This is a genomic window from Flavobacterium sp. 38 (assembly GCF_057799715.1).
In genome coordinates, this window is record NZ_JBYNWZ010000004.1 from 315201 (window position 1) to 334520 (window position 19320).

Below are 19320 nucleotides of genomic sequence, written 5' to 3' on the forward strand. Positions count from 1 at the left end.
ATTTCTGAAAAACAAAGACATATTTGTTAGGATTCTATAATCAATAATTAGGACTTATCAATCATTTTTCGATATCGGATAGGAGAGATTCCTTCTGCTTTTTTAAAAAATCGACTAAAGTAAGATTGATCTTCAAACCCGACTTGCGTTGCGATTTCACCTACAGATAGAGTCGTTTGGAACAATAAATATTTTGCTTCCAATAATATGTTTTCGTCAATCCATTTGACAGCAGATTTACCTGTTACAGTTTTTATGCATTTATTCAAATGGTTTGGAGTGACATTTAGTAAAGAAGAATAATAATTAACCTGATGCTGGGTTTTGATATGGTCATGAATTAATTCTTTGAATTTTGCTGTAATAGCTTCCGCTGCCGAAATGCTTTTAGAAGTTTTTACCGCATTTTTATTCATTTCATAAAACAAAGTAATCAGATACGATTGCACAATATTGAAATCGGTAACAGTAGTTTCAGAATATTCCTTTTTCAATCGTTCCAAAATATTGGTAATTGGAGCGATATCTTCTGCTGCAAGTTTGATTTTAGGATTTCCTGAAATTTTTAGAAAATCAAAATCATTCAGCAGTTCGCGGCTTCCGTATTTTCGAATTAAAATATCGGGATGAAACTGGCAGATGTAGCCTTTATGAATATTATTGACATTATCTAGCGAAAAAATCTGACCAGCCGGAACAATTATCATTTCGTTATCAGTCGTTATATATTCCTGATAACCCAACTTCATAGTATGCTGGCCTGAAGAAATAAAAATAACCGTATGACAGGAATGTTTAGAAGGCGGTACCGGATGCTGCATGTGCATGATTTCTTCGATTTCCAGACAGAAAAAATGATCAGAATTCGATTTGAAAAGCAGATGAATAGGATTGTCTTCTCCTAAAAACTTCTCTCGAAATCCCTTTGGACTGTAGGTCTTTATTTTCTCTGCCTGCTTCTTTTCCATTTTTAATAATATAATCTAAAATCAAGCAGTTTGCACAAATTGTAATGTTTGGCATAAAGATCTTCAACAACCTCAATCAGATTGTCATTTTCCTGATATAAACTAAAAAAAGCCTTGTCAATAGTACTGCAACTGGCAATTTTATTGTACGTCGAACCATAGCCAGAAATTGCTCTAGCGCCAGTAATATCTAAGAAATACTGCGCTTCTTCTTCGTTTAAATCTAAGACTTTCAGATTGGCAAAATGAATAATTTTACCTTTCATTTTTCCTTCAAACAATTCGGCAATTTCTTCAATACTGTAATAATAATCGTGAAGGCAGATATTGTTTTGCTGTCCAGGCATGGCAAGATAAATGATTTCATAATCCTTAAAATTATGATCTTCATAAAGAAGAATATTCAAACTTTCTTCAAGCCCCTCGATCGTGTCGCAGGTTTTATGAATACTAGAAATACCTTGGTCAATTGCCAATTCTTCCAGACATTTTACCACATGAGTTGGTGTGTGATCGTCTATATCTTTGACGCCTTCAAGGCAGAAAATAAATTTTTCATTATCCATTCAGTCTCTCTTTCTGTTATTTAAAGATTGAAATTATTTTTATAGTGATTCTAACAAAAGTATTTTTTCTAAAACAAAATCCCGCATCTAGAACAGACTTTAACGTCTTTTTTGGATTTTATATAATTGCTTCAGCCTCATAAAATTTTAAACGTATTTTTGTAAACCGAAAATTAAATTATTCATGATACAAATTAACCAAACAGCATCATTTGCTGTTGAAGATATAGTATTCTGCTTTGCACTTCCATCTGAAGCAGCAGAAGTTTTTAAAGGGCAAAATGTTTTATTTACCGGAATCGGAAAAGTAAATGCCGCTTACGAATTGACAAAACAGATTCAAAAGAAAAAACCTGCCGTTATTATCAATTTAGGATCGGCGGGAAGTAGCTGTTTTCAAAAAGGCGAAGTAATCTGCTGTACCAAATTTGTACAAAGAGATATGGACGTTCGAGGCTTAGGTTTTGAATTATATGAAACGCCACTTTCTGGTTTACCGCCCGTTTTAGAATATGGTTTATTGATGGATAACTTAACAGAAGGAATCTGCGGAACCGGTGACAATTTCGAAATGGGACATTGTTCTGATGCGTATAATGTTGTAGATATGGAAGCCTATGCTTTGGCCATGATTGCCATGAAAGAAAATATTCCATTTTTATGCTTAAAATACATTTCAGACGGAGCCGATGATAATGCTGCCGAAGATTGGACGGTCCAAGTTCATAAAGCCGCAATTACTTACGGTAAAATTTTAGGATTGATTGAAGAAGAAGCAAAAACAGTATGATTCGGTAGATTTAGCTGATTTAATATTTAAATTCAATTGTTTTTGTCGGTATAATATGAACCTGAAAGGTTCAAATATTTATAGCATATAATTTCACCATTGTTGGTACGACCCCTTCGGGGTCGCATTGCGTTTTGTATTTCTTAGTTCTATAAATATGTAAATCCTCCGGATTTTGAAAACTTCTCAATAAAATCAACCAATAAAGTACATCTACACCCCTTAAAAAGAAAAAACTCCCACCCTTAATTTTCGCATAAACATTATTTTGCAATCAATTCCATTGATTTTTTTTCATAGGTTTATTGACGGTAAATCTTTCGGATTTTATTAAATTTCGTTTATGCAGCATCTCAGAATCTACTTTTTAAGTTTAATTGTATTTCTTTCCATTTCTTTCGAGGCAAAGGCGCAGCGATCCGATTTGTATTTTGACCATATCGATTACGATGTGAGTTTTTCGCAAAGTATGATTTCCAGTATCCATCAGACCCAAAAAGGATTTATATGGATTGGTACGGCAAACGGATTGATCAGTTACGATGGTTATGATTTTCTAAGATACGTTTACAACAAAGACATTCTCAACAGTATTAGCAACAATCATGTCAATGTGATTTTGGAAGACAACGAAAGACGGCTTTGGATTGGAACCAACAACGGACTGAATCTGTTTAACAAAAACGAAAGAAGTTTTCTGCGTGTCGATGTTCAGAAAATAAAAGGCGGAAGAAATTATATTTCGTCACTAATTCACGACGACGAAAACCGAATCTGGATTGGAACTTTTGGCGGAATCAAAAAATTAAACAAACAGAAATATTTACTTGAAGAAATCTCAAACGATCATAATTCGCCATTTAGAAAAAGCAGGGTTTTGTCTTTGTTTTATGATAAAAATTATGGTGTTTTTGTCGGAACTGCAAAAGGGTTGGAATGTTTTGATCCTAAAAATGGTTCGAAAAAAGCGCTTCCAAATGCTTTGGCTGAAAACCAAGATTTACTAAAATCGAAAGTCTGGAAAATCATAAAAGAAAAAAACGGCGATTTATGGTTTGCTACAGAAGCCAACGGCGTTTTTAAATTTGATGTAGATAAAAATACCGTAAAAAATTACTTGGTTAATTCGCCTGGGAAAACCAGTTTATGTTCCAATTGGGTAAATGATATTACAGCAGTTGACAACAACACGATTTGGTTTGCGACCAAAAACGGTTTGTGTGTTTATAAAAAAGACCGAAACGAATTTACCAAATACGGTCACAATCCGCTGCAGAGTTACAGTCTTTCAGACGATGACGTAAAGTGTTTTTTAAAAGACCGTCACAACGATATTTGGATCGGGACAAATGGAGGCGGAGTCAACTTTTTTCAGAAAACCAATACCAATTTTACCAATATACGAGAAGTTGTAAAACCCAATTTTGGTTTAAATACCGCTTTTGTAAATGCTGTTGCTAGAGAAAATGACGGTTCGGTTTGGGTGGGAACGAACGGTGGAGGTCTGAATTATCTTGATTTTAAAAACAATACAAATGCTTCCTATCAGATTGAAGGTTATGATTTTGACAAAAGTGTCAATATGATTACGGCTTTGGCGAATCAGGACGCGCAAAATTTGTATTGCGGAACTTTCAACGGACTCTTCAAATTCAATAAAAACAGTAAATCTTTTCAGTTTATCTCGCTTTCGCGAAAGGATTCCAAAGAGAGAGAACGCCCGATAACGTCACTTTTGATGGACAATGGCGATTTATGGGTTGGCACCAACGGAAACGGACTGAAAAAAGTTATGCCCGACGGAACAGTCGAAATTTACATGGCCGATGGCAGCTCAAATTCGCTTAGCGATAACTTCATTACTTACATCGAAAATAGAAAAGATGGACTTTGGATTGCTACACAGTACGGTTTGAATTATTTCGATAAAAAATTAAAACAGGTCACAAGAGTTTTCAAAACAGGTTCAAAAAGCGGACTTTCGAATAATAGTCTCACTGTAATGTTTACCGATTCTAAAGGCCGATTCTGGGTTGGCGCAGAAAGCGGAGGCGTTACTATTTTTGACGAAAAGAAAGGGAGATTTTTCGAAATCAACCGTTCGATGGGGTTTACAGACGAAACTATCAAAAGTATTTCGGAAGATTCAGAAGGAAATATCTGGATCAGCGACAACAATCTGTTGTATAAAATTAGAACCAAAAATGTAAAACCAGTTTTAAATATTAGAGATTTCGAAATCACTTCTTTTTCTTCTAAAGATGGTTTGAAAGTAAAACAGTTCTCTAATAATTGCAGTACAAAACTCAATACGAAACAATTGGTTTTTGGCTCTTCAAACGGATTAATTGTTTTTAAACCTCATAAATTAATTAAGACCGAAGACAAATTGCCCATCGTTCTCACCAAACTTATTGTAAACAACGAAGAAATCAGACCCGGAAATAAAGAGGTTTCGATGGAAAAACGCATTAGTGAAACTTCCGAAATCACGTTGAAACACGATCAAGGTTATATCGGATTGGAATTTAGTGCTATGAATTTTATTTCTCCAGAAAAAAATGAATATGCCTATAAATTGGAAAGTTCGTTCAATAAAGACGAATGGCATATTATTGGTTCGCAGCATTATATCAATTTGACCAATTTAAATTCGGGAGCTTATACGCTGCAAATTAAAACCTCAAATGGAGGGGGAGAATGGAATCCGAATATTAAAACTTTAAAAATTACCATGCTGCCGCCGTGGTGGAGAACTTGGTGGGCTTACATTTTCTATTTGGGATTATTAATTGCAGGTTCTGTTTTATTATTCCGTTTTTTGAGAAATCGAGAATTGTTAAAACAAGCCTATTATTTGGATCAAGTCGAAAAGGAAAGACAAGAAGAATTGTATAAAATGAAACTGGATTTCTTTACGAATGTTTCGCATGAAATCAGAACGCCTTTAACTTTAATAAGCGGACCTGTTGAAGAACTTTTAAGCGGTGCAGAAAAAGGTTCAAATCTCGAACATAAACTCAAAACCATTAAAAACAATTCAGATCGATTGTTGAAACTGGTCAACGAATTAATGGATTTCAGAAAAGCCGAAAAAGGGAGTATGAAAATCTATTGCGAACAGCAGGATATTGTTTCGTTTTGTTTTGATATTTATGAATCGTTTCGGGGTATTGCCGTCGAGAAAAAAATCGATTATAAATTCGTTCTCAACATCAATACAGCGCTGATTTATTTTGATAAAAACCAAATGGAAAAGGTGATTTACAACTTGCTTTCGAATGCGTTTAAATTCACAAGCAAAGGCGGAAAAATCACTTTGGCGGTGGAACAAAAAGACAATTCTGATTTTATCGAAATCAAAGTAAAAGACAACGGTATTGGAATTCCAGATAACAGAAAAAAGAAAATCTTCAAAAACTTTTTCCAATTGGACGATCGCGGAAGTGCAAATCTCGGAAGCGGAATTGGCTTGGCATTAAGCAAAAGTATTGTCGAACTGCATCACGGAGAAATTAAGGTTCAGACAGAAGAAGACCCTAACTTTACTACCATTTTCTCGATTAAGCTGAAAAAAGGAAAAGAACATTTTAAAAAATCTCAAATCGTTGAAAATTCAGTTAAAATAGAAGAAAATGCCAATCCGATTTCTGATGTGAAAACTGAAATTGAAGTTTTTGAAAGAGATTTTACGGAAGAATTGGACAGCAGTAAAAAAACAGTTTTAGTTATTGATGACAATGAAGAAGTGCTTTCGTTTGTTTATGATGTTTTGTATACAGATTACAGAGTGCTGAAATTTACAAGCGGATCAAGTGCGTTGGAATTTATGGAAAAAGAAATTCCGGACCTCATTGTAACTGATGTTATGATGCCCGAAATGGATGGTTTTGAACTGTGTACGATTTTAAAAACAAACCTCAACACCAATCATATTCCGGTAATTATGCTTACGGCAAAATCTTCGACTTTAAACAAAATCGAAGGACTTTCAACCGGAGCCGATGCATATATTTCGAAACCTTTTAGCATTGAAGAATTAAAATTGACAATTGCGAATCTATTATCGGCAAAAGAAATCATGCGTCAGAAATTTGGCGAAGGTTTTATCTCAGATGTCCAGGAAGAAAATCTAAATACTCCCGAAGGTTTGTTTTTAAAGAAACTAACACAAATTATAGAAAACAATCTGGACAATACCGACTTTGATGTAAACGATCTGGTAAACGAAATCGGAATGAGCCGAACGGTGCTATATAAAAAAGTGCAGTCCTTAACAGATCAATCGGTAGCAAGTTTTATCAAGAATATGCGATTAAAGAAAGCTGCCAGTTTATTGGCCAATACCAGTTATTCGGTTGCGGAGGTTACGTATATGGTAGGTTTTAATGACAGAAAACATTTTAGTAAAGAATTTAAAAAGTGCTACAATCTTTCTCCGACTGAATATAAAAGTTCTCAGGGACGTATTTAACCGCAAGGGGCGCTAAGATTTACGCAAAGTCCGCAAAGTTTAATTTAAAGCTTTGCGGACTTTACGCTTTTTTCCTTGCGTGCCTTGCGGTTAAATTATCGAATTATTACTTTTGAAAATCTCCCACAATTCATTTGTTTTTTCTTGATTAGGAATTCCGTCGCTACCACTTCTTTTACAATTTTTATCTAGATAATTTAAAAACTTAGGTTCTAAAGATGGCAATCTAAAATCTGTTTGTTTTTTTATTGAAAGTTTTGAGTCAATGGTAATTGTACGTGGTTCTGATCTATCGACATTATGACCCCTTAGATACAATGCCTTTATAGGCTCGTAGGGGTTAGGTAAATTTTTAAATTTGTCAAATACAGGATCATCTTTAAATAAGTCCCAGCAGAATAAGGCATAAATTAAACCTGCATCAAGACTTCTGGCACCTGATAAATTAAATGTATCTCCAATTTTAGGATCTTTTTTTCTAAAATCTTCTAAAGAGATTACATTTTTTAAAAGATCAGGAGCTAGTATTGCTACAATATTTAATAAATCGTGCTGATAACATATTAAGTTTATCCAGCTCTTTGGAAAACCGACTTCGTTATTCCACTCTTCCATTTTTGATAGAAAATCTTTGAAAAGCAGTATTCCTGAGGTATCTATATGAGCTCTCTTGCCTCCAATTTCTTTTTTTAATTCTTTAAGTTCTTCTTGAAAATCTTTCATTTTATTCTAGTAAAAAATTATGACAAGTTACACAAAGTTTTAAAAATAAGCTTTGCGGACTTTGCGCTTTTTTCCTTTGTATGCCTTGCGGTTAAATTTTAGCAACAAATTATACAGGTTAGCACGGATTTTTAATTCTGATCATCATTTACTCCCGCAGATTTTGCAGATCTAGTGGATTTTTTTATTAATAAAGTAGAAACTAAATCTGTTTAATCTGCAAAATCTGCGGGAGAAAAAACATATTTCATGCTGATTGATAATAAATCTTTTTAATTCTTTTAATCTGTGGCAAATAAGCTTTGCGGACTTTGCGCTTTTTTCCTTGCGTGCCTTGCGGTTAAATTTCTGCATTATCACCAAATAAAACTATTTTTTTACGAGCCCTCTAATTTTTAAGTTTTTTATTACGAATACTACAGAATAAGACTTAAAAACCCATAAAAAACATATTCACACCCCTAAAAGGGAATATTTTCCTCCCCTTAAAACATCATTTATTAGTCACATTTGCAACATAAATCATGACTGATTTCTATCTAACTAACCAATAAATTACTTATGAAAAAAAACAAACATGCAAAGATGTTTTTTCTTGAAGGAAACTATCTCAAACTAGTTTTATTGTTTTTGATGTGTATTACAAGTTTAAACTTGCAGGCACAGGAAACTCCAATTTCAGGAAAAGTAGTCGACAATGCAGGTCTCCCATTACCAGGAGTAAATGTACATGTCAAAGGATCTACAAAAGGAACTCAAACCGATTTCGACGGTAACTTCACCATTAGTACAGCACCAAAAAGCACACTCGTTTTTTCTTTTATCGGAATGGACGAAATTGCTGTTGATACAGAAAACAAGAAAACCTTAAAAGTAACTATGAAAGCCAGTTCTCAGGCTTTGGACGAAATTATCGTGGTAGGTTACGGAACCAAAAAGAAAAGCGATGTTATCAGTTCGGTGGCTTCTGTAAAACCGGGCGATTTGACAAAAGTAGCAACTTCAGATGTTGGGGAAATGCTTCGAGGAAAAGCAGCTGGAGTTCAGGTAAGTTTAGCCGACGGCGGTCCAGGAAGTTCTTCTTCCATTCAGATTAGAGGAAAAAAATCGATTAACGGTAGTAACGAGCCAATCGTAATTGCAGACGGAATTGTTATCGGAAACATCAATGATATTAATGCCAACGATATTGCTTCGCTTGAAATCTTAAAAGATGCTGCAGCACAATCTATTTATGGAGCGCGAGCTGCAAACGGTGTTATTTTGATTACTACAAAAAGAGGAAAAACAGGAAAAGCAAAAGTGTCTTACAATGGTTTCTCAGGAGTACAGACTATTAATAGAAACTTTGACGTGTACAGTGGAGAAGAATTTGCGCAACTAAAAAGAGAAGCCTACAGAACTAGTAACGGAGGCGTTTACAGACCAGACGAGCAGGTTTTTACTCCGTTGGAATTAGAATCTGTTCAATCTGGAAAATATATTGATTGGGAAAAAGAAGTTTTAAGAACGGGCGTAACCAATAACCACAGCATCAGCATTTCGTCTGGAACAGATAAAATGAGTGTTTTTTCGAGCATCAACTACATTAATACTTCAGGTGTAGTTCCGAATTCGGATTATGAAAAAGTGGCGATGAGAGTTAATGTCGATCAAAGAGTTACTGATTGGCTGAAAGTGGGAATGAATGTTTCGCTTCAATTCTCAGAAACCAACAGACCAAATATTGGTAATATTTTAAATAATGCGATTAATACTTCTCCGCTGGGACAAATTTATAATGATGATGGTTCGTTCCGTTATCTGCCGGGCGGAATTCAAGAAACGCCAAATCCGCTGATTGATGTTTACGAAACCAGAACCAATGAGCTGAACCGCAACGATATCATGAATGTATTTTTAGATATTAATCTGGCAAAAGGTTTTACGTATAAATTAAATGCTAGCCGCAGGTCGTGGAATTACAAAGCAATGTCTTTTAACAGTTCAAAATCTCTTTCGGGAATTGCCAATTCAGGACAGGGAAGCGGTTACATCGAGTATAAAGATAATGTAGAATATCAGTTGAGTAATATTTTGCATTACAACTTCAATTTAGCCGAAAAAAATCATTTCAATGCGACAGGAGTTTACGAATTAACTTCATCAGAATATAATGATTTTAGAAATTCAGCAAGTCGAATTCCGAGTGATATTTTAGGAATTTATGGTTTAGAAAGTGCTTTCTTAAATACGCCTTTAATTGGCGGAAACGAAAGATCGCTAATTTCTTTCGCAGGAAAATTAGAATACGATTTTGACAGTAAATATTATTTTACCGTTTCAGGTAGAGCCGACGGATCTTCAGTTTTTGGAGCTAATAATAAATGGGGATTCTTCCCAGCGGTAAACGCAGCGTGGAATGTTTCGAATGAAGAATTTATGAAAGAACACGTTCCTGTTTTGAGTAATCTGAAATTAAGAGCGAGTTACGGTAAAGTAGGGAATCAACCTCAAAATCCATATCAAAGTATGGCAACCGCTACACAGCGTGATTATATTATTAACGGTGTAAAAGTTTCAGGATATGTTCCAGGATCTCAATTATCAAATCCGGATTTAAGATGGGAAACCTCAACACAATTAAACCTTGCAGCAGATTTTGGTTTGTTTAAAAACAGATTAAACGGAACCGTTGAGGTTTACAACACAGATACTTCAGACTTATTGATTTACGAAACGCTTAACGCGAATACCGGTTACACCACCAAACTTTCAAACATTGGTAAAGTAAACAATAAAGGTATTGAGGTGACGCTGAATGGAGATGTAATCAAAAAGAAAGATTTCAGACTGAATCTGGGTGCGACTTTCACTAAAAACAAAAACAGCATTGTGAGCATTTACGGGAAAGACGCAGATGGCGACGGAAAAGAAGATAATTCTGTTGGAAATCTTTGGTTTATCGGACAGCCAATCGATGTCTATTACCGTTACAAAGCTGTTGGAATTTATCAGGAAGGCGAAAATATTCCATTAGTTACAGGAACAACTTTATATCCAGGAGATATAAAATTGTGGGATGCAGATCCGTCAAATGGTGCCAATCCAAATCCGGATCAAGACAGAGTGATCACTTCCAAAATGCCGGATTGGTTTGGGACTTTCTCAGTGGCTTTAGAATACAAACAATTTGATTTTTCTGCCGATATCTATACGGTTCAAGGTGTTACGAGAGATAATTTGTTTTTGTACGATTATGTACGCGGAGGTTCTTTGAGAGGAGTTAAAAACGGAATTAAACAAGATTACTGGACACCAGAAAATCCGGGTGGAAACTGGCCGAGACCAAGAGATGGAAACGATCCGCCGTACATCAACACTTTGGGACTTCAGGATGCTTCTTACATTCGTTTGCAAAACGTTTCTGTCGGATTTAAATTCCCTGAAAATACATTGAAATCTTTAGGATTAAGCAATATGAGATTGTATGTAACGGGAAGTAATCTGGTTACGATTACAGATTATCAGTCTTACAGCCCAGAAAAAGAGATAAGCGATTATCCTGAACCTGTAACTTGTGTTATTGGCTTGCAAGTAGGTTTCTAATAACGAAGTTTAAGACATTCAATAAAACAAAAAAATAACAAGATTATGAAAAATATAAATTTTCTATTTCTTTTACTATTCGGACTTTCTCTTGGACTTACTTCGTGCGAAGATTTTCTGGAAGAAACCGTAAAAGATCAGGTATCGGTAGATTATATCTACAATTCACCGGCGGGACTTGAAGTCGGTGTCAATGCACTTTACAACCAAATGCGTTACTACAATGCGCCATCTGGAGACAACAGCGATTTGTGGGCCAATGTGTTTTTTATGGTAGCAACCGATTTAGGTTTGCACAGAACTTGGAATACACCTTATGGAACAGGTCATAATCCGCAGTCGTTTACAGGTTCAAAATGGATTCAGGGTTACAAAATTATCGACAGATGTTCGGCAATTATTACTGCTGCGAGAGATATAAAAATGGATGAAGCAGCTAAGAAAAAACTGGTTGCACAAGCCAGAGTTATAAGAGGTGAACTGTATTTGGACTTAAAACAAATGTATGGCGGAATTTTGATTGACACGATTCCGACAACACCACAAAACATCAACGATCCTGTAGAATATAAAGTCGCCAGCGATGCAGATGTCTACAAATTGATCGACGGAGATTTAGATTATGCTATTGCTAATCTTCCTTTTAAAGTAGATGCAGGGCGTTACGGTCAGGGCGTGGCAAGACACATTCGCGGAAAAAGCGCTTTATGGCAGCAGGACTGGGCAGGAGCTGCAGCACAATTCGATGCCATTATCAACGATGGAACACACGGTTTAGTGGCGCTTATTGATGTTTGGGGACAAAATGCCAATCACAAAGAATCGCTTTTTACCTATCAAAAAGATTATCTGTTAGGACCAGACGACAACTTAGCAGGCGGTGGAGGCTTCTGGCTGGGAAGTGTTTTTACGCATAGAACATACGAGTTGAATACTAGCGAATTGGTTCAAGATGTGGCGTACGGCGGACAATCTTTAGGATGGTTTTATCCAAACAATTACCTGAAATCACTTTACGACCAGACTAACGATTTGCGTTTCAAAACCTATTATTATTCCGATAATTATCAGGATTATAAAATCAATGTTCCTGGAAATCCAAAATTCGGACAACCGATTACCAATCCGGCAATTGCAGCGCCGAACGGAAATTACAGAGCGTGGCACTGGAGTTTGAAAAAATATCATGATACCGAAAAATTGCCAATGACTTCTAACAGTTACAAAGATTATATGTATTACAGGCTCGCAGAAACTTATTTATTGGCATCTGAAGCGTATCATAATTTAGGAAATGATGGTAAAGCATTGCAGTATTTAAACAAAGTAAGAAGAAGAGGTTACACCGGAAATCCTGAAAGCACCGTTACAACTTACGATTTAACAGCGTGGACTTTAAATAATTACTTAGACGAATCGGCTAGAGAATTAGCTTTCGAAAACAACAGATGGTTCTTGTTGAAAAGACTTGGACTTTTGGTAGAAAGACAGAATTTATATTTCCGTTCAAGTCCGTCTGGAACACTAGCTGGCGAAGTGCCTTTAAAAATGACTCCTGCAATGGTCAATATGCCAATTCCGCAGAGCCAGATCGATTTGATGGGAAAACCAGAAGGGTTTAATGTGGGATATTAATTGATTTCTTTTTTTAACACATAGAAACATAGATTTTTATTTGATTAAAAAAAGAGTTTTAAAGAGAAACATATTTCTTTCACATAGCTGAACGTTCACGGCTTTGTCAAAGTTTCAAACTTTGACAAAGCTTACACAAAGAATCACGCATTTTACTATGTGCATTCATGCAAGTGAAACGCCTTATATACGCAAAGTAAATCTATGTATCTATGTGTTTAAAAAAAATTATAGCTGAACGTTTGCAGCTTTGACAAAGTTTACACAGAGAATGGCGCATTTACTATGTGCATTCATGCAAGTGAAACGCCTTATAAACGCAAAGAATCCCGAAGCTTCGGGACTATGTGTTTAAAAAACAAAAAAAGTTAAGGTTAAAAGTTAGTAATTAACCAATCTGGGAATCAAAGTAACATTTGATTCTCAGATTAAATCAAAAGACAAAATGATAAACAAAAAATATATTCTAGGTGTATTAACCGCTTTGTTGTTTGCTTCCTGCAGTGACGACGAAAAAGTAGTTTTTATAAATGCAGACGAAGACGGAGGAACAAATCCGAATCCGATTACGCAGACTCTAAAAGAAAAAGCCAAATTTAAAATTGGAGCCGCTGTAAAAATGAAAGATTTACAGGGAGAAGCCAATTATAAAAATGCAGTAATAAAACATTACAGTCAGATTACAGCCGAATTTGAGATGAAAATGGCCAGCATCTGGACTTCTTCAACAGCGTACAATTACACGGCGGCGGACTATCTGGTAGATTTTGCCAAAACAAATAACATGGAAGTTCACGGACATACGTTGGTTTGGTACGATTCTTTTCCAGAATGGTTTAAAAAAGCCCAATACGATTCGATTGCTTTTGAAGCAAAAGTGAAAGTCTATATAACTGATGTTGTAGGACGCTACAAAGGGAAAGTAAAAAGCTGGGATGTAGTGAATGAAGTTTTTGCAGATGGCGGCGCTATGAGAAACGAAACCGTAATTAATTCACTCTTTAAAGATCCGATTGGTTTTTATGGAAGATGTTTCAGGTATGCAAAAGCAGCAGATCCAGATGCAAAATTATTCTACAATGATTACAGCGTAGTGTTGGATGGCGGAAAAAGAGCAGCGATCAAAAAAATGGTAGCCAGATTTAAAGCCAACGGAGTGCCGATTGATGGTTTGGGTGATCAGTTTCATTATGCAACCGATACCAACAGGCAAACCATGAAAACTGGATTTACCGATATGGCTTCAACGGGATTGTTAATGCATATTTCAGAATTGGATATCAAAGTAAATACATCAAAATCGGATTCGTATGTATTTAACGATACAGAAAATCAGAAACAAGCAGAGACTTATAAATATATAGTTTCCATGTATGAAGAATTGCCTCAAACCCAAAAGTTTGCCATTTCAACCTGGGGCGTAACCGACAAATACACTTGGCTGACTGCTTTCTGGCATTCCAAAGAGTATCCGTTGCTTCTAGATGCAGATTATAATAAAAAGCCAGCGTATCAAGGATTTTTAGACGGATTGAAATAGAGAGTTAGTCCTTAGTCCTTAGTCTCAAGTTTTAAGAAACTAAAAGCTAACTACTAAGTGCTAGGGACTAGGGACTAAAAACTAAGGATTAAAAAAAACTAAAAACATCAAAATCATGACCAAAAAACTAAACCATATATTTCGATTAAAATATTTCTTTTTAATTCTTGCAGCAGGTTTATTTTCCTGCGAAGAAGATATACGAGAAGTATATTTATATAAAAAAGGAGAATTGAGCGCGACCTCAACCAACACAGCTGTTAAAGCTGGAGAAACGGTTACCTATACCGATTCCTCAACAAAAGTAAGAGCCATAAAATGGACTTTCCAAGGAGGTTCGCCAGGCGCTTCGATCGAGCCAAATGTTGAAGTGAAATATACTAAAGGAGGAAGTTTTACGACTACCTTAGAAATCACTTTTGTAGATAATACAGTTCAAAAGAAAACCTTTGCCGTTGAGGTAGAAGCACCAGCAATTCCGCCAATCGTTATTCCTGCCGATGCGTTGAAAATCTATTCTGAAAATCCTGATTTTACAAAAACAGCTCCGGTTCTAAACTGGGTTTCTAGCAATCAGTTTGTGATTAAAGAAGTAGCAACAGACGGATACGAAGGCGCTTACAGAAACTTCTCTCTTCCGGCAACTCCGCCAGCTGCCGAAGCTAAATGGGCAATGGCAATTCTGTCATTTGTAAATTTCACAGATATTTCGTCTTACACTCATATCAATATGGCAGTGCGAACAACAAGCACAGGAAAAATCAGATTTAGAATGAAAGATCCTTCTAACACAGGTTATGTAGAATTCGACGCCACAAGCAATCTGTACGGTTTAAAAAGAGACGGAAGCTGGAATATGGTAAAAATCCCAATTGCTGACTATAAGAAACAAAATGCGGCATTAGACTTAACAAAAATCAAAGATATTTTGGTTTTAAGAAGCGTTGATCCAGAAGACGTAAGAGCTTTAAACAATTACATTTTTGATATTGATCATATCTATTTGTCGAAATAATTTTTTCTGACTAATAATGATTTTAACACATAGATACATAGATTTTTTCTTTGAAAGATTACAAAAGAAACTAGTTTCTAACACATAGCTAAACGTTCACAGCTTTGTCAAAGTTTCAAACTTTGACAAAGCTTACACAAAGAATCACACAAGTTACTATGTGAATTCATGCAAGTGAAACGCCTTCTAAGTGCAAACAAAAACTATGTCTCTATGTGTTTTAAAAAAAAAACGCCCCAAATTTTCTCAAAAAATAATTAAAATGAATTAAATGAAACATTCTATTTATGTCTTGCTCTCCATTATAAGCCTGACTTCAATACAAGCCCAAACTAAAATTGCCTATCAAAAAGTCGAAGCCAGACAAAATGCCTTAGACCCGAAATGGGTGGCGTATGATGCTAAAACAATTGATAAACTGCCGGGATTTAAAATCCAAAAAAAGGAATCGCCGGGTTCGATTTACGGCGCTTCCAAAATGTGGCAGAAAGAAGCAACCGGTTTTTTTAGAACACAAAAAGTAGACAACAGATGGTGGATTATTGATCCCGAAGGTTATCCGTATATTTTTAAAGGTGTTGCCGTTTTTAATCCAGGACGTTCTGTCAATCAGCAAAAAGCATTTGATGCCAAATACGGAAGCAAAGAAAATTGGGTAAAACAAGAATCCAAATTACTTCGCGATAACGGATTCAATGGCGTAGGCGCGTGGTCGAATGTTGATTTGGTTCGAAATGCCGAAAATCCGTTGGTTTATACCGTGATTATTTCGCCAATGGGAATGTATCATTCGGATCATATTAAAAAATACGGCGGAAAATACAAAGAAGCAAGCTGGCAGAATTACCGTTTTGATCTGGTGATGGTTTTTGATAAAGAATTTGATTCTTACATTGAAAAAGCCATGAAAGAAGTTTCTCAATACAAAAATGATAAGTATTTGATGGGTTATTTTACTGATAATGAGCTTCCGTGGTATAACGACGCATTAGATAAACATTTAACTTTATTGGCCAAAGACGAGCAAGGATATTTGGCGGCAAAAGAATGGTTAGACAAGAGAAAGGGGTTTAATGCTTCCATAACAGACATTACTCAAGAAGACCGAATGGCATTTACCGCTTTTTATTTTGAAACGTACATGAAAAAAGTTACCGAAGCATTGAGAAAAGCAGACCCGAACCACATGTATTTAGGGTGCCGTTTCAATCAGGATAAAGAGCAGGAATTGACGAATCCGGAGATTTTTAAAGTGGCTGGAAAGTATATGGATATTATTTCGATAAACCATTACAGAAAATGGGAGCCAAGTCAGGAACTGATGAACAGCTGGGGAGAATGGTCGGGAAAACCGTTTTTGATTACAGAATGGTACACCAAAGGTGAAGATTCAGGACTGCCAAATAATACAGGCGCTGGCTGGCTGGTGCGAACGCAGAAAGAACGCGGACTTTTTTATCAGAATTTCACTTTGGAATTATTAAAAAATAAAAACTCAGTCGGCTGGCACTGGTTCAAATATATGGACAACGATCCAGCAGATTTAAGCACCGATTATTCGAACAGGGATTCTAATAAAGGAATTGTAAACAGCAATTTCGAACCATATCAGCCTCTATTAAAAGAAATGAAGATCATCAACGACAATGCCTACGAGCTGGCGCGTTATTTTGATAAAACGAATTAAAAATTAAAAATTAAAAATTAAAAATTTGCCAAATCTGCGGGCGAATAATTTTTCTCGCAGATTTTGGAGATTAAAGAGATTAAAAAATGAGATAAAATTCAGCTATGTGCATTGATGCAAGTGAAACACCTTTATACACAAAGGTAATCCTATGATTCTATGTGTTAAAAAAAATCTGCACAATCTGCCAAATCTGCGGGCGAATAATTTTTTCTCGCAGATTTTGCAGATTAAGGAGATTAAAAAATGAGATAAAATGCAGCTATGTGCATTGATGCAAGTGAAACACCTTTATACACAAAGCTAATCCTATGATTCTATGTGTTAAAAAAAATCTGCACAATCTGCCAAATCTGCGGGCGAATAATTTTTTCTCGCAGATTTTGGAGATTAAAGAGGTTAAAAAATGAGATAAAATTCAGCTATGTGCATTGATGCAAGTGAAACGCCTTTATACACAAAGCTAATCCTATGATTCTATGTGTTAAAACGAATTATGCCGTATAATTAAAAATAAAAACTATGAAAAAAATTGTAATGCTGTGCTGTACTTTTCTAATGATGGGAAAAGCAATGGCACAGGAAATTCCGTTAGTTTCCAACATTTCATCGAGGAACAATATTACCTTAAACGGAAAATGGAGTTATATCGTAGATCCGCTTGAAAACGGCTATTATGATTATCGTTTAATGCCTTTCAAAAACAACGGATTTTTCGAAAATAAAAAATGGAATACCACCGATTTAACCGAATATAATTTCGCGACTTCTGCCACAATGGACATTCCGTCTGACTGGAATTCGAAGGACGAAAGATTGTTTTTTTACGAAGGAACAGTTTGGTTTCAGAAAGACTTTAATTATAAAAAAGATTCTAAAACCAAAGGGATTCTGCATTTTGGAGCAGTCAATTACGACGCGAAAGTTTATGTGAACGGAAAAATGGCAGGAACACACGTTGGCGGTTATACCCCTTTTAATTTTGATGTAACCGATTTATTGGTTGACGGAAATAATTTCGTTGTAGTAAAAGTCGATAACAAACGCCACAAAGACAATGTGCCAACGGTAAATATGGATTGGTGGAATTACGGTGGCATCACAAGAGACGTAACGCTGGCTTCGGTACCCAATACGTATATCGAAGATTATCTGGTTCAATTGGATAAAAAAGAAAAAGGAAAAATTACAGGTTTTATAAAACTGAACAGCGAAACCGCCAATCAATCCGTTTCGGTTTCGATTCCAGAATTGAAAATAAAAAAGAACGTTACGACCGATGCTAAAGGAATGGCGTATTTCGAAATCAAAGCCAATCCCGTTTTATGGACGCCTGAAAAACCAAAATTATACGACGTAACAATCAGCAAAGAAGATGAAAATATTGCCGATCAAATTGGTTTTAGAACTATCGAAACCAAAGGCAAAGAAATTCTGCTAAACGGGAAAAAAGTCTTTTTACGCGGGATCAGTATTCACGAAGAAGCGCCTTTCAGATCGGGAAGAGCATGGTCTGAAGATGATGCTAAAACCTTATTGAACTGGGCGAAAGAATTAGGCTGCAATTATGTTCGTCTGGCGCATTATCCACACAACGAAAACATGGTAAAAGAAGCTGAAAAAATGGGAATCATGATCTGGTCTGAAGTTCCAGTTTATTGGACGATTTCTTGGACCAATCCAGATACGTATGCCAACGCAGAACGCCAATTGCACGATATGATTTACAGAGATAAAAACCGTTGCGGAATTGTAATCTGGTCAATTGCCAACGAAACGCCTCATAGTGATGAAAGAGATATTTTCTTAAGCAAACTGGCAAAATATGCGCGTACACAGGACAATACCCGTTTGATTAGTATGGCGATGGAAGTAACCAAAAGTCCGAACAATGTGAATACACTTCATGATAATATGAACGAATTTGTAGATATTGTAAGTTTCAACCAATATTTGGGCTGGTACAGAGGAACTAACGAATCGTGTAAAGACATGCAATGGGTGATTCCGTACAACAAACCGGTTATCATCAGTGAGTTTGGAGGCGAGGCTTTACAAGGTCGTCACGGCGATAAAAAAGAACGCTGGAACGAAGAATATCAGGAAGAATTATACATTCAAAACACACAAATGTTCAATAGAATTGAAGGTTTAGCCGGAGTTTCTCCGTGGATTTTAGTCGATTTTAGATCACCAAGAAGACAGCTTCCAGATATTCAGGATTTCTTTAACCGTAAAGGTTTAATCTCCGATCAGGGAATTAAAAAGAAAGCTTTTTATGTCATGAAGGATTGGTATAAGCAGAAAGAAGAAGAATATAAATAAGAGTTTTAG

Annotated in this window: 11 protein-coding genes; 8 read left to right on the top strand and 3 right to left on the bottom strand. The window is 35.8% G+C overall.

What is annotated here, in order from left to right; genetic code table 11:
• Positions 1 to 47: 47 nt before the first annotated feature.
• Positions 48 to 968, bottom strand: a complete 921-nt coding sequence (locus AC3E9W_RS12745; protein ID WP_306159165.1) for a helix-turn-helix domain-containing protein — start codon at positions 966 to 968, stop codon at positions 48 to 50.
• A 2-nt stretch (positions 969 to 970) separates the two neighbouring features.
• Positions 971 to 1534: a DUF6642 family protein gene (locus tag AC3E9W_RS12750; protein ID WP_125722622.1), complete on the bottom strand. Its 564-nt coding sequence runs from the start codon at positions 1532 to 1534 to the stop codon at positions 971 to 973.
• Positions 1535 to 1718: 184 nt separating this feature from the next.
• Here AC3E9W_RS12750 and AC3E9W_RS12755 point away from each other — a divergent pair, with 184 nt between their 5' ends.
• Together AC3E9W_RS12755 and AC3E9W_RS12760 are read left to right on the top strand one after the other, a co-directional pair.
• Positions 1719 to 2324 (top strand): 5'-methylthioadenosine/S-adenosylhomocysteine nucleosidase family protein, encoded by a 606-nt coding sequence (locus AC3E9W_RS12755; RefSeq protein WP_488768637.1) that lies wholly within the window; start codon positions 1719 to 1721, stop codon positions 2322 to 2324.
• Positions 2325 to 2667: 343 nt separating this feature from the next.
• Complete coding sequence (locus tag AC3E9W_RS12760) at positions 2668 to 6798, top strand: hybrid sensor histidine kinase/response regulator transcription factor (RefSeq protein WP_488768639.1); 4131 nt, start codon at positions 2668 to 2670, stop codon at positions 6796 to 6798.
• A 90-nt stretch (positions 6799 to 6888) separates the two neighbouring features.
• Here the strand turns inward: AC3E9W_RS12760 and AC3E9W_RS12765 are convergent, their stop codons facing one another.
• Complete coding sequence (locus AC3E9W_RS12765; RefSeq protein ID WP_488768641.1) at positions 6889 to 7521, bottom strand: hypothetical protein; 633 nt, start codon at positions 7519 to 7521, stop codon at positions 6889 to 6891.
• Between the two features lie 561 nt (positions 7522 to 8082).
• Here AC3E9W_RS12765 and AC3E9W_RS12770 point away from each other — a divergent pair.
• From AC3E9W_RS12770 to AC3E9W_RS12795, 6 genes are all read left to right on the top strand, one after another.
• On the top strand, positions 8083 to 11109 hold the full coding sequence (locus AC3E9W_RS12770) for a SusC/RagA family TonB-linked outer membrane protein (protein WP_306159157.1): 3027 nt from the start codon (positions 8083 to 8085) through the stop codon (positions 11107 to 11109).
• A gap of 45 nt (positions 11110 to 11154) precedes the next feature.
• A complete protein-coding gene (locus AC3E9W_RS12775; RefSeq protein ID WP_488768643.1) occupies positions 11155 to 12744 on the top strand; it encodes a RagB/SusD family nutrient uptake outer membrane protein in 1590 nt (529 codons plus the stop codon).
• 445 nt (positions 12745 to 13189) lie between these two features.
• On the top strand, positions 13190 to 14284 hold the full coding sequence (locus AC3E9W_RS12780) for an endo-1,4-beta-xylanase (RefSeq protein ID WP_456895861.1): 1095 nt from the start codon (positions 13190 to 13192) through the stop codon (positions 14282 to 14284).
• A gap of 115 nt (positions 14285 to 14399) precedes the next feature.
• Positions 14400 to 15299, top strand: coding sequence for a PKD domain-containing protein (locus AC3E9W_RS12785; protein ID WP_488768644.1), 900 nt, complete (start codon positions 14400 to 14402; stop codon positions 15297 to 15299).
• 271 nt (positions 15300 to 15570) lie between these two features.
• Complete coding sequence (locus AC3E9W_RS12790) at positions 15571 to 16986, top strand: hypothetical protein (protein WP_488768645.1); 1416 nt, start codon at positions 15571 to 15573, stop codon at positions 16984 to 16986.
• A 522-nt stretch (positions 16987 to 17508) separates the two neighbouring features.
• Positions 17509 to 19311, top strand: coding sequence for a glycoside hydrolase family 2 protein (locus AC3E9W_RS12795; protein WP_488768647.1), 1803 nt, complete (start codon positions 17509 to 17511; stop codon positions 19309 to 19311).
• Positions 19312 to 19320: the final 9 nt, after the last annotated feature.

Coding starts and splice junctions, on each gene's coding strand:
- AC3E9W_RS12770 (WP_306159157.1), top strand. CDS start 8,083: ATGAAAAAAAACAAACATGCAAAGATGTTTTTTCTTGAAGGAAACTAT.
- AC3E9W_RS12760 (WP_488768639.1), top strand. CDS start 2,668: ATGCAGCATCTCAGAATCTACTTTTTAAGTTTAATTGTATTTCTTTCC.
- AC3E9W_RS12795 (WP_488768647.1), top strand. CDS start 17,509: ATGAAAAAAATTGTAATGCTGTGCTGTACTTTTCTAATGATGGGAAAA.
- AC3E9W_RS12750 (WP_125722622.1), bottom strand. CDS start 1,534: ATGGATAATGAAAAATTTATTTTCTGCCTTGAAGGCGTCAAAGATATA.
- AC3E9W_RS12775 (WP_488768643.1), top strand. CDS start 11,155: ATGAAAAATATAAATTTTCTATTTCTTTTACTATTCGGACTTTCTCTT.
- AC3E9W_RS12765 (WP_488768641.1), bottom strand. CDS start 7,521: ATGAAAGATTTTCAAGAAGAACTTAAAGAATTAAAAAAAGAAATTGGA.
- AC3E9W_RS12745 (WP_306159165.1), bottom strand. CDS start 968: ATGGAAAAGAAGCAGGCAGAGAAAATAAAGACCTACAGTCCAAAGGGA.
- AC3E9W_RS12790 (WP_488768645.1), top strand. CDS start 15,571: ATGAAACATTCTATTTATGTCTTGCTCTCCATTATAAGCCTGACTTCA.
- AC3E9W_RS12755 (WP_488768637.1), top strand. CDS start 1,719: ATGATACAAATTAACCAAACAGCATCATTTGCTGTTGAAGATATAGTA.
- AC3E9W_RS12785 (WP_488768644.1), top strand. CDS start 14,400: ATGACCAAAAAACTAAACCATATATTTCGATTAAAATATTTCTTTTTA.
- AC3E9W_RS12780 (WP_456895861.1), top strand. CDS start 13,190: ATGATAAACAAAAAATATATTCTAGGTGTATTAACCGCTTTGTTGTTT.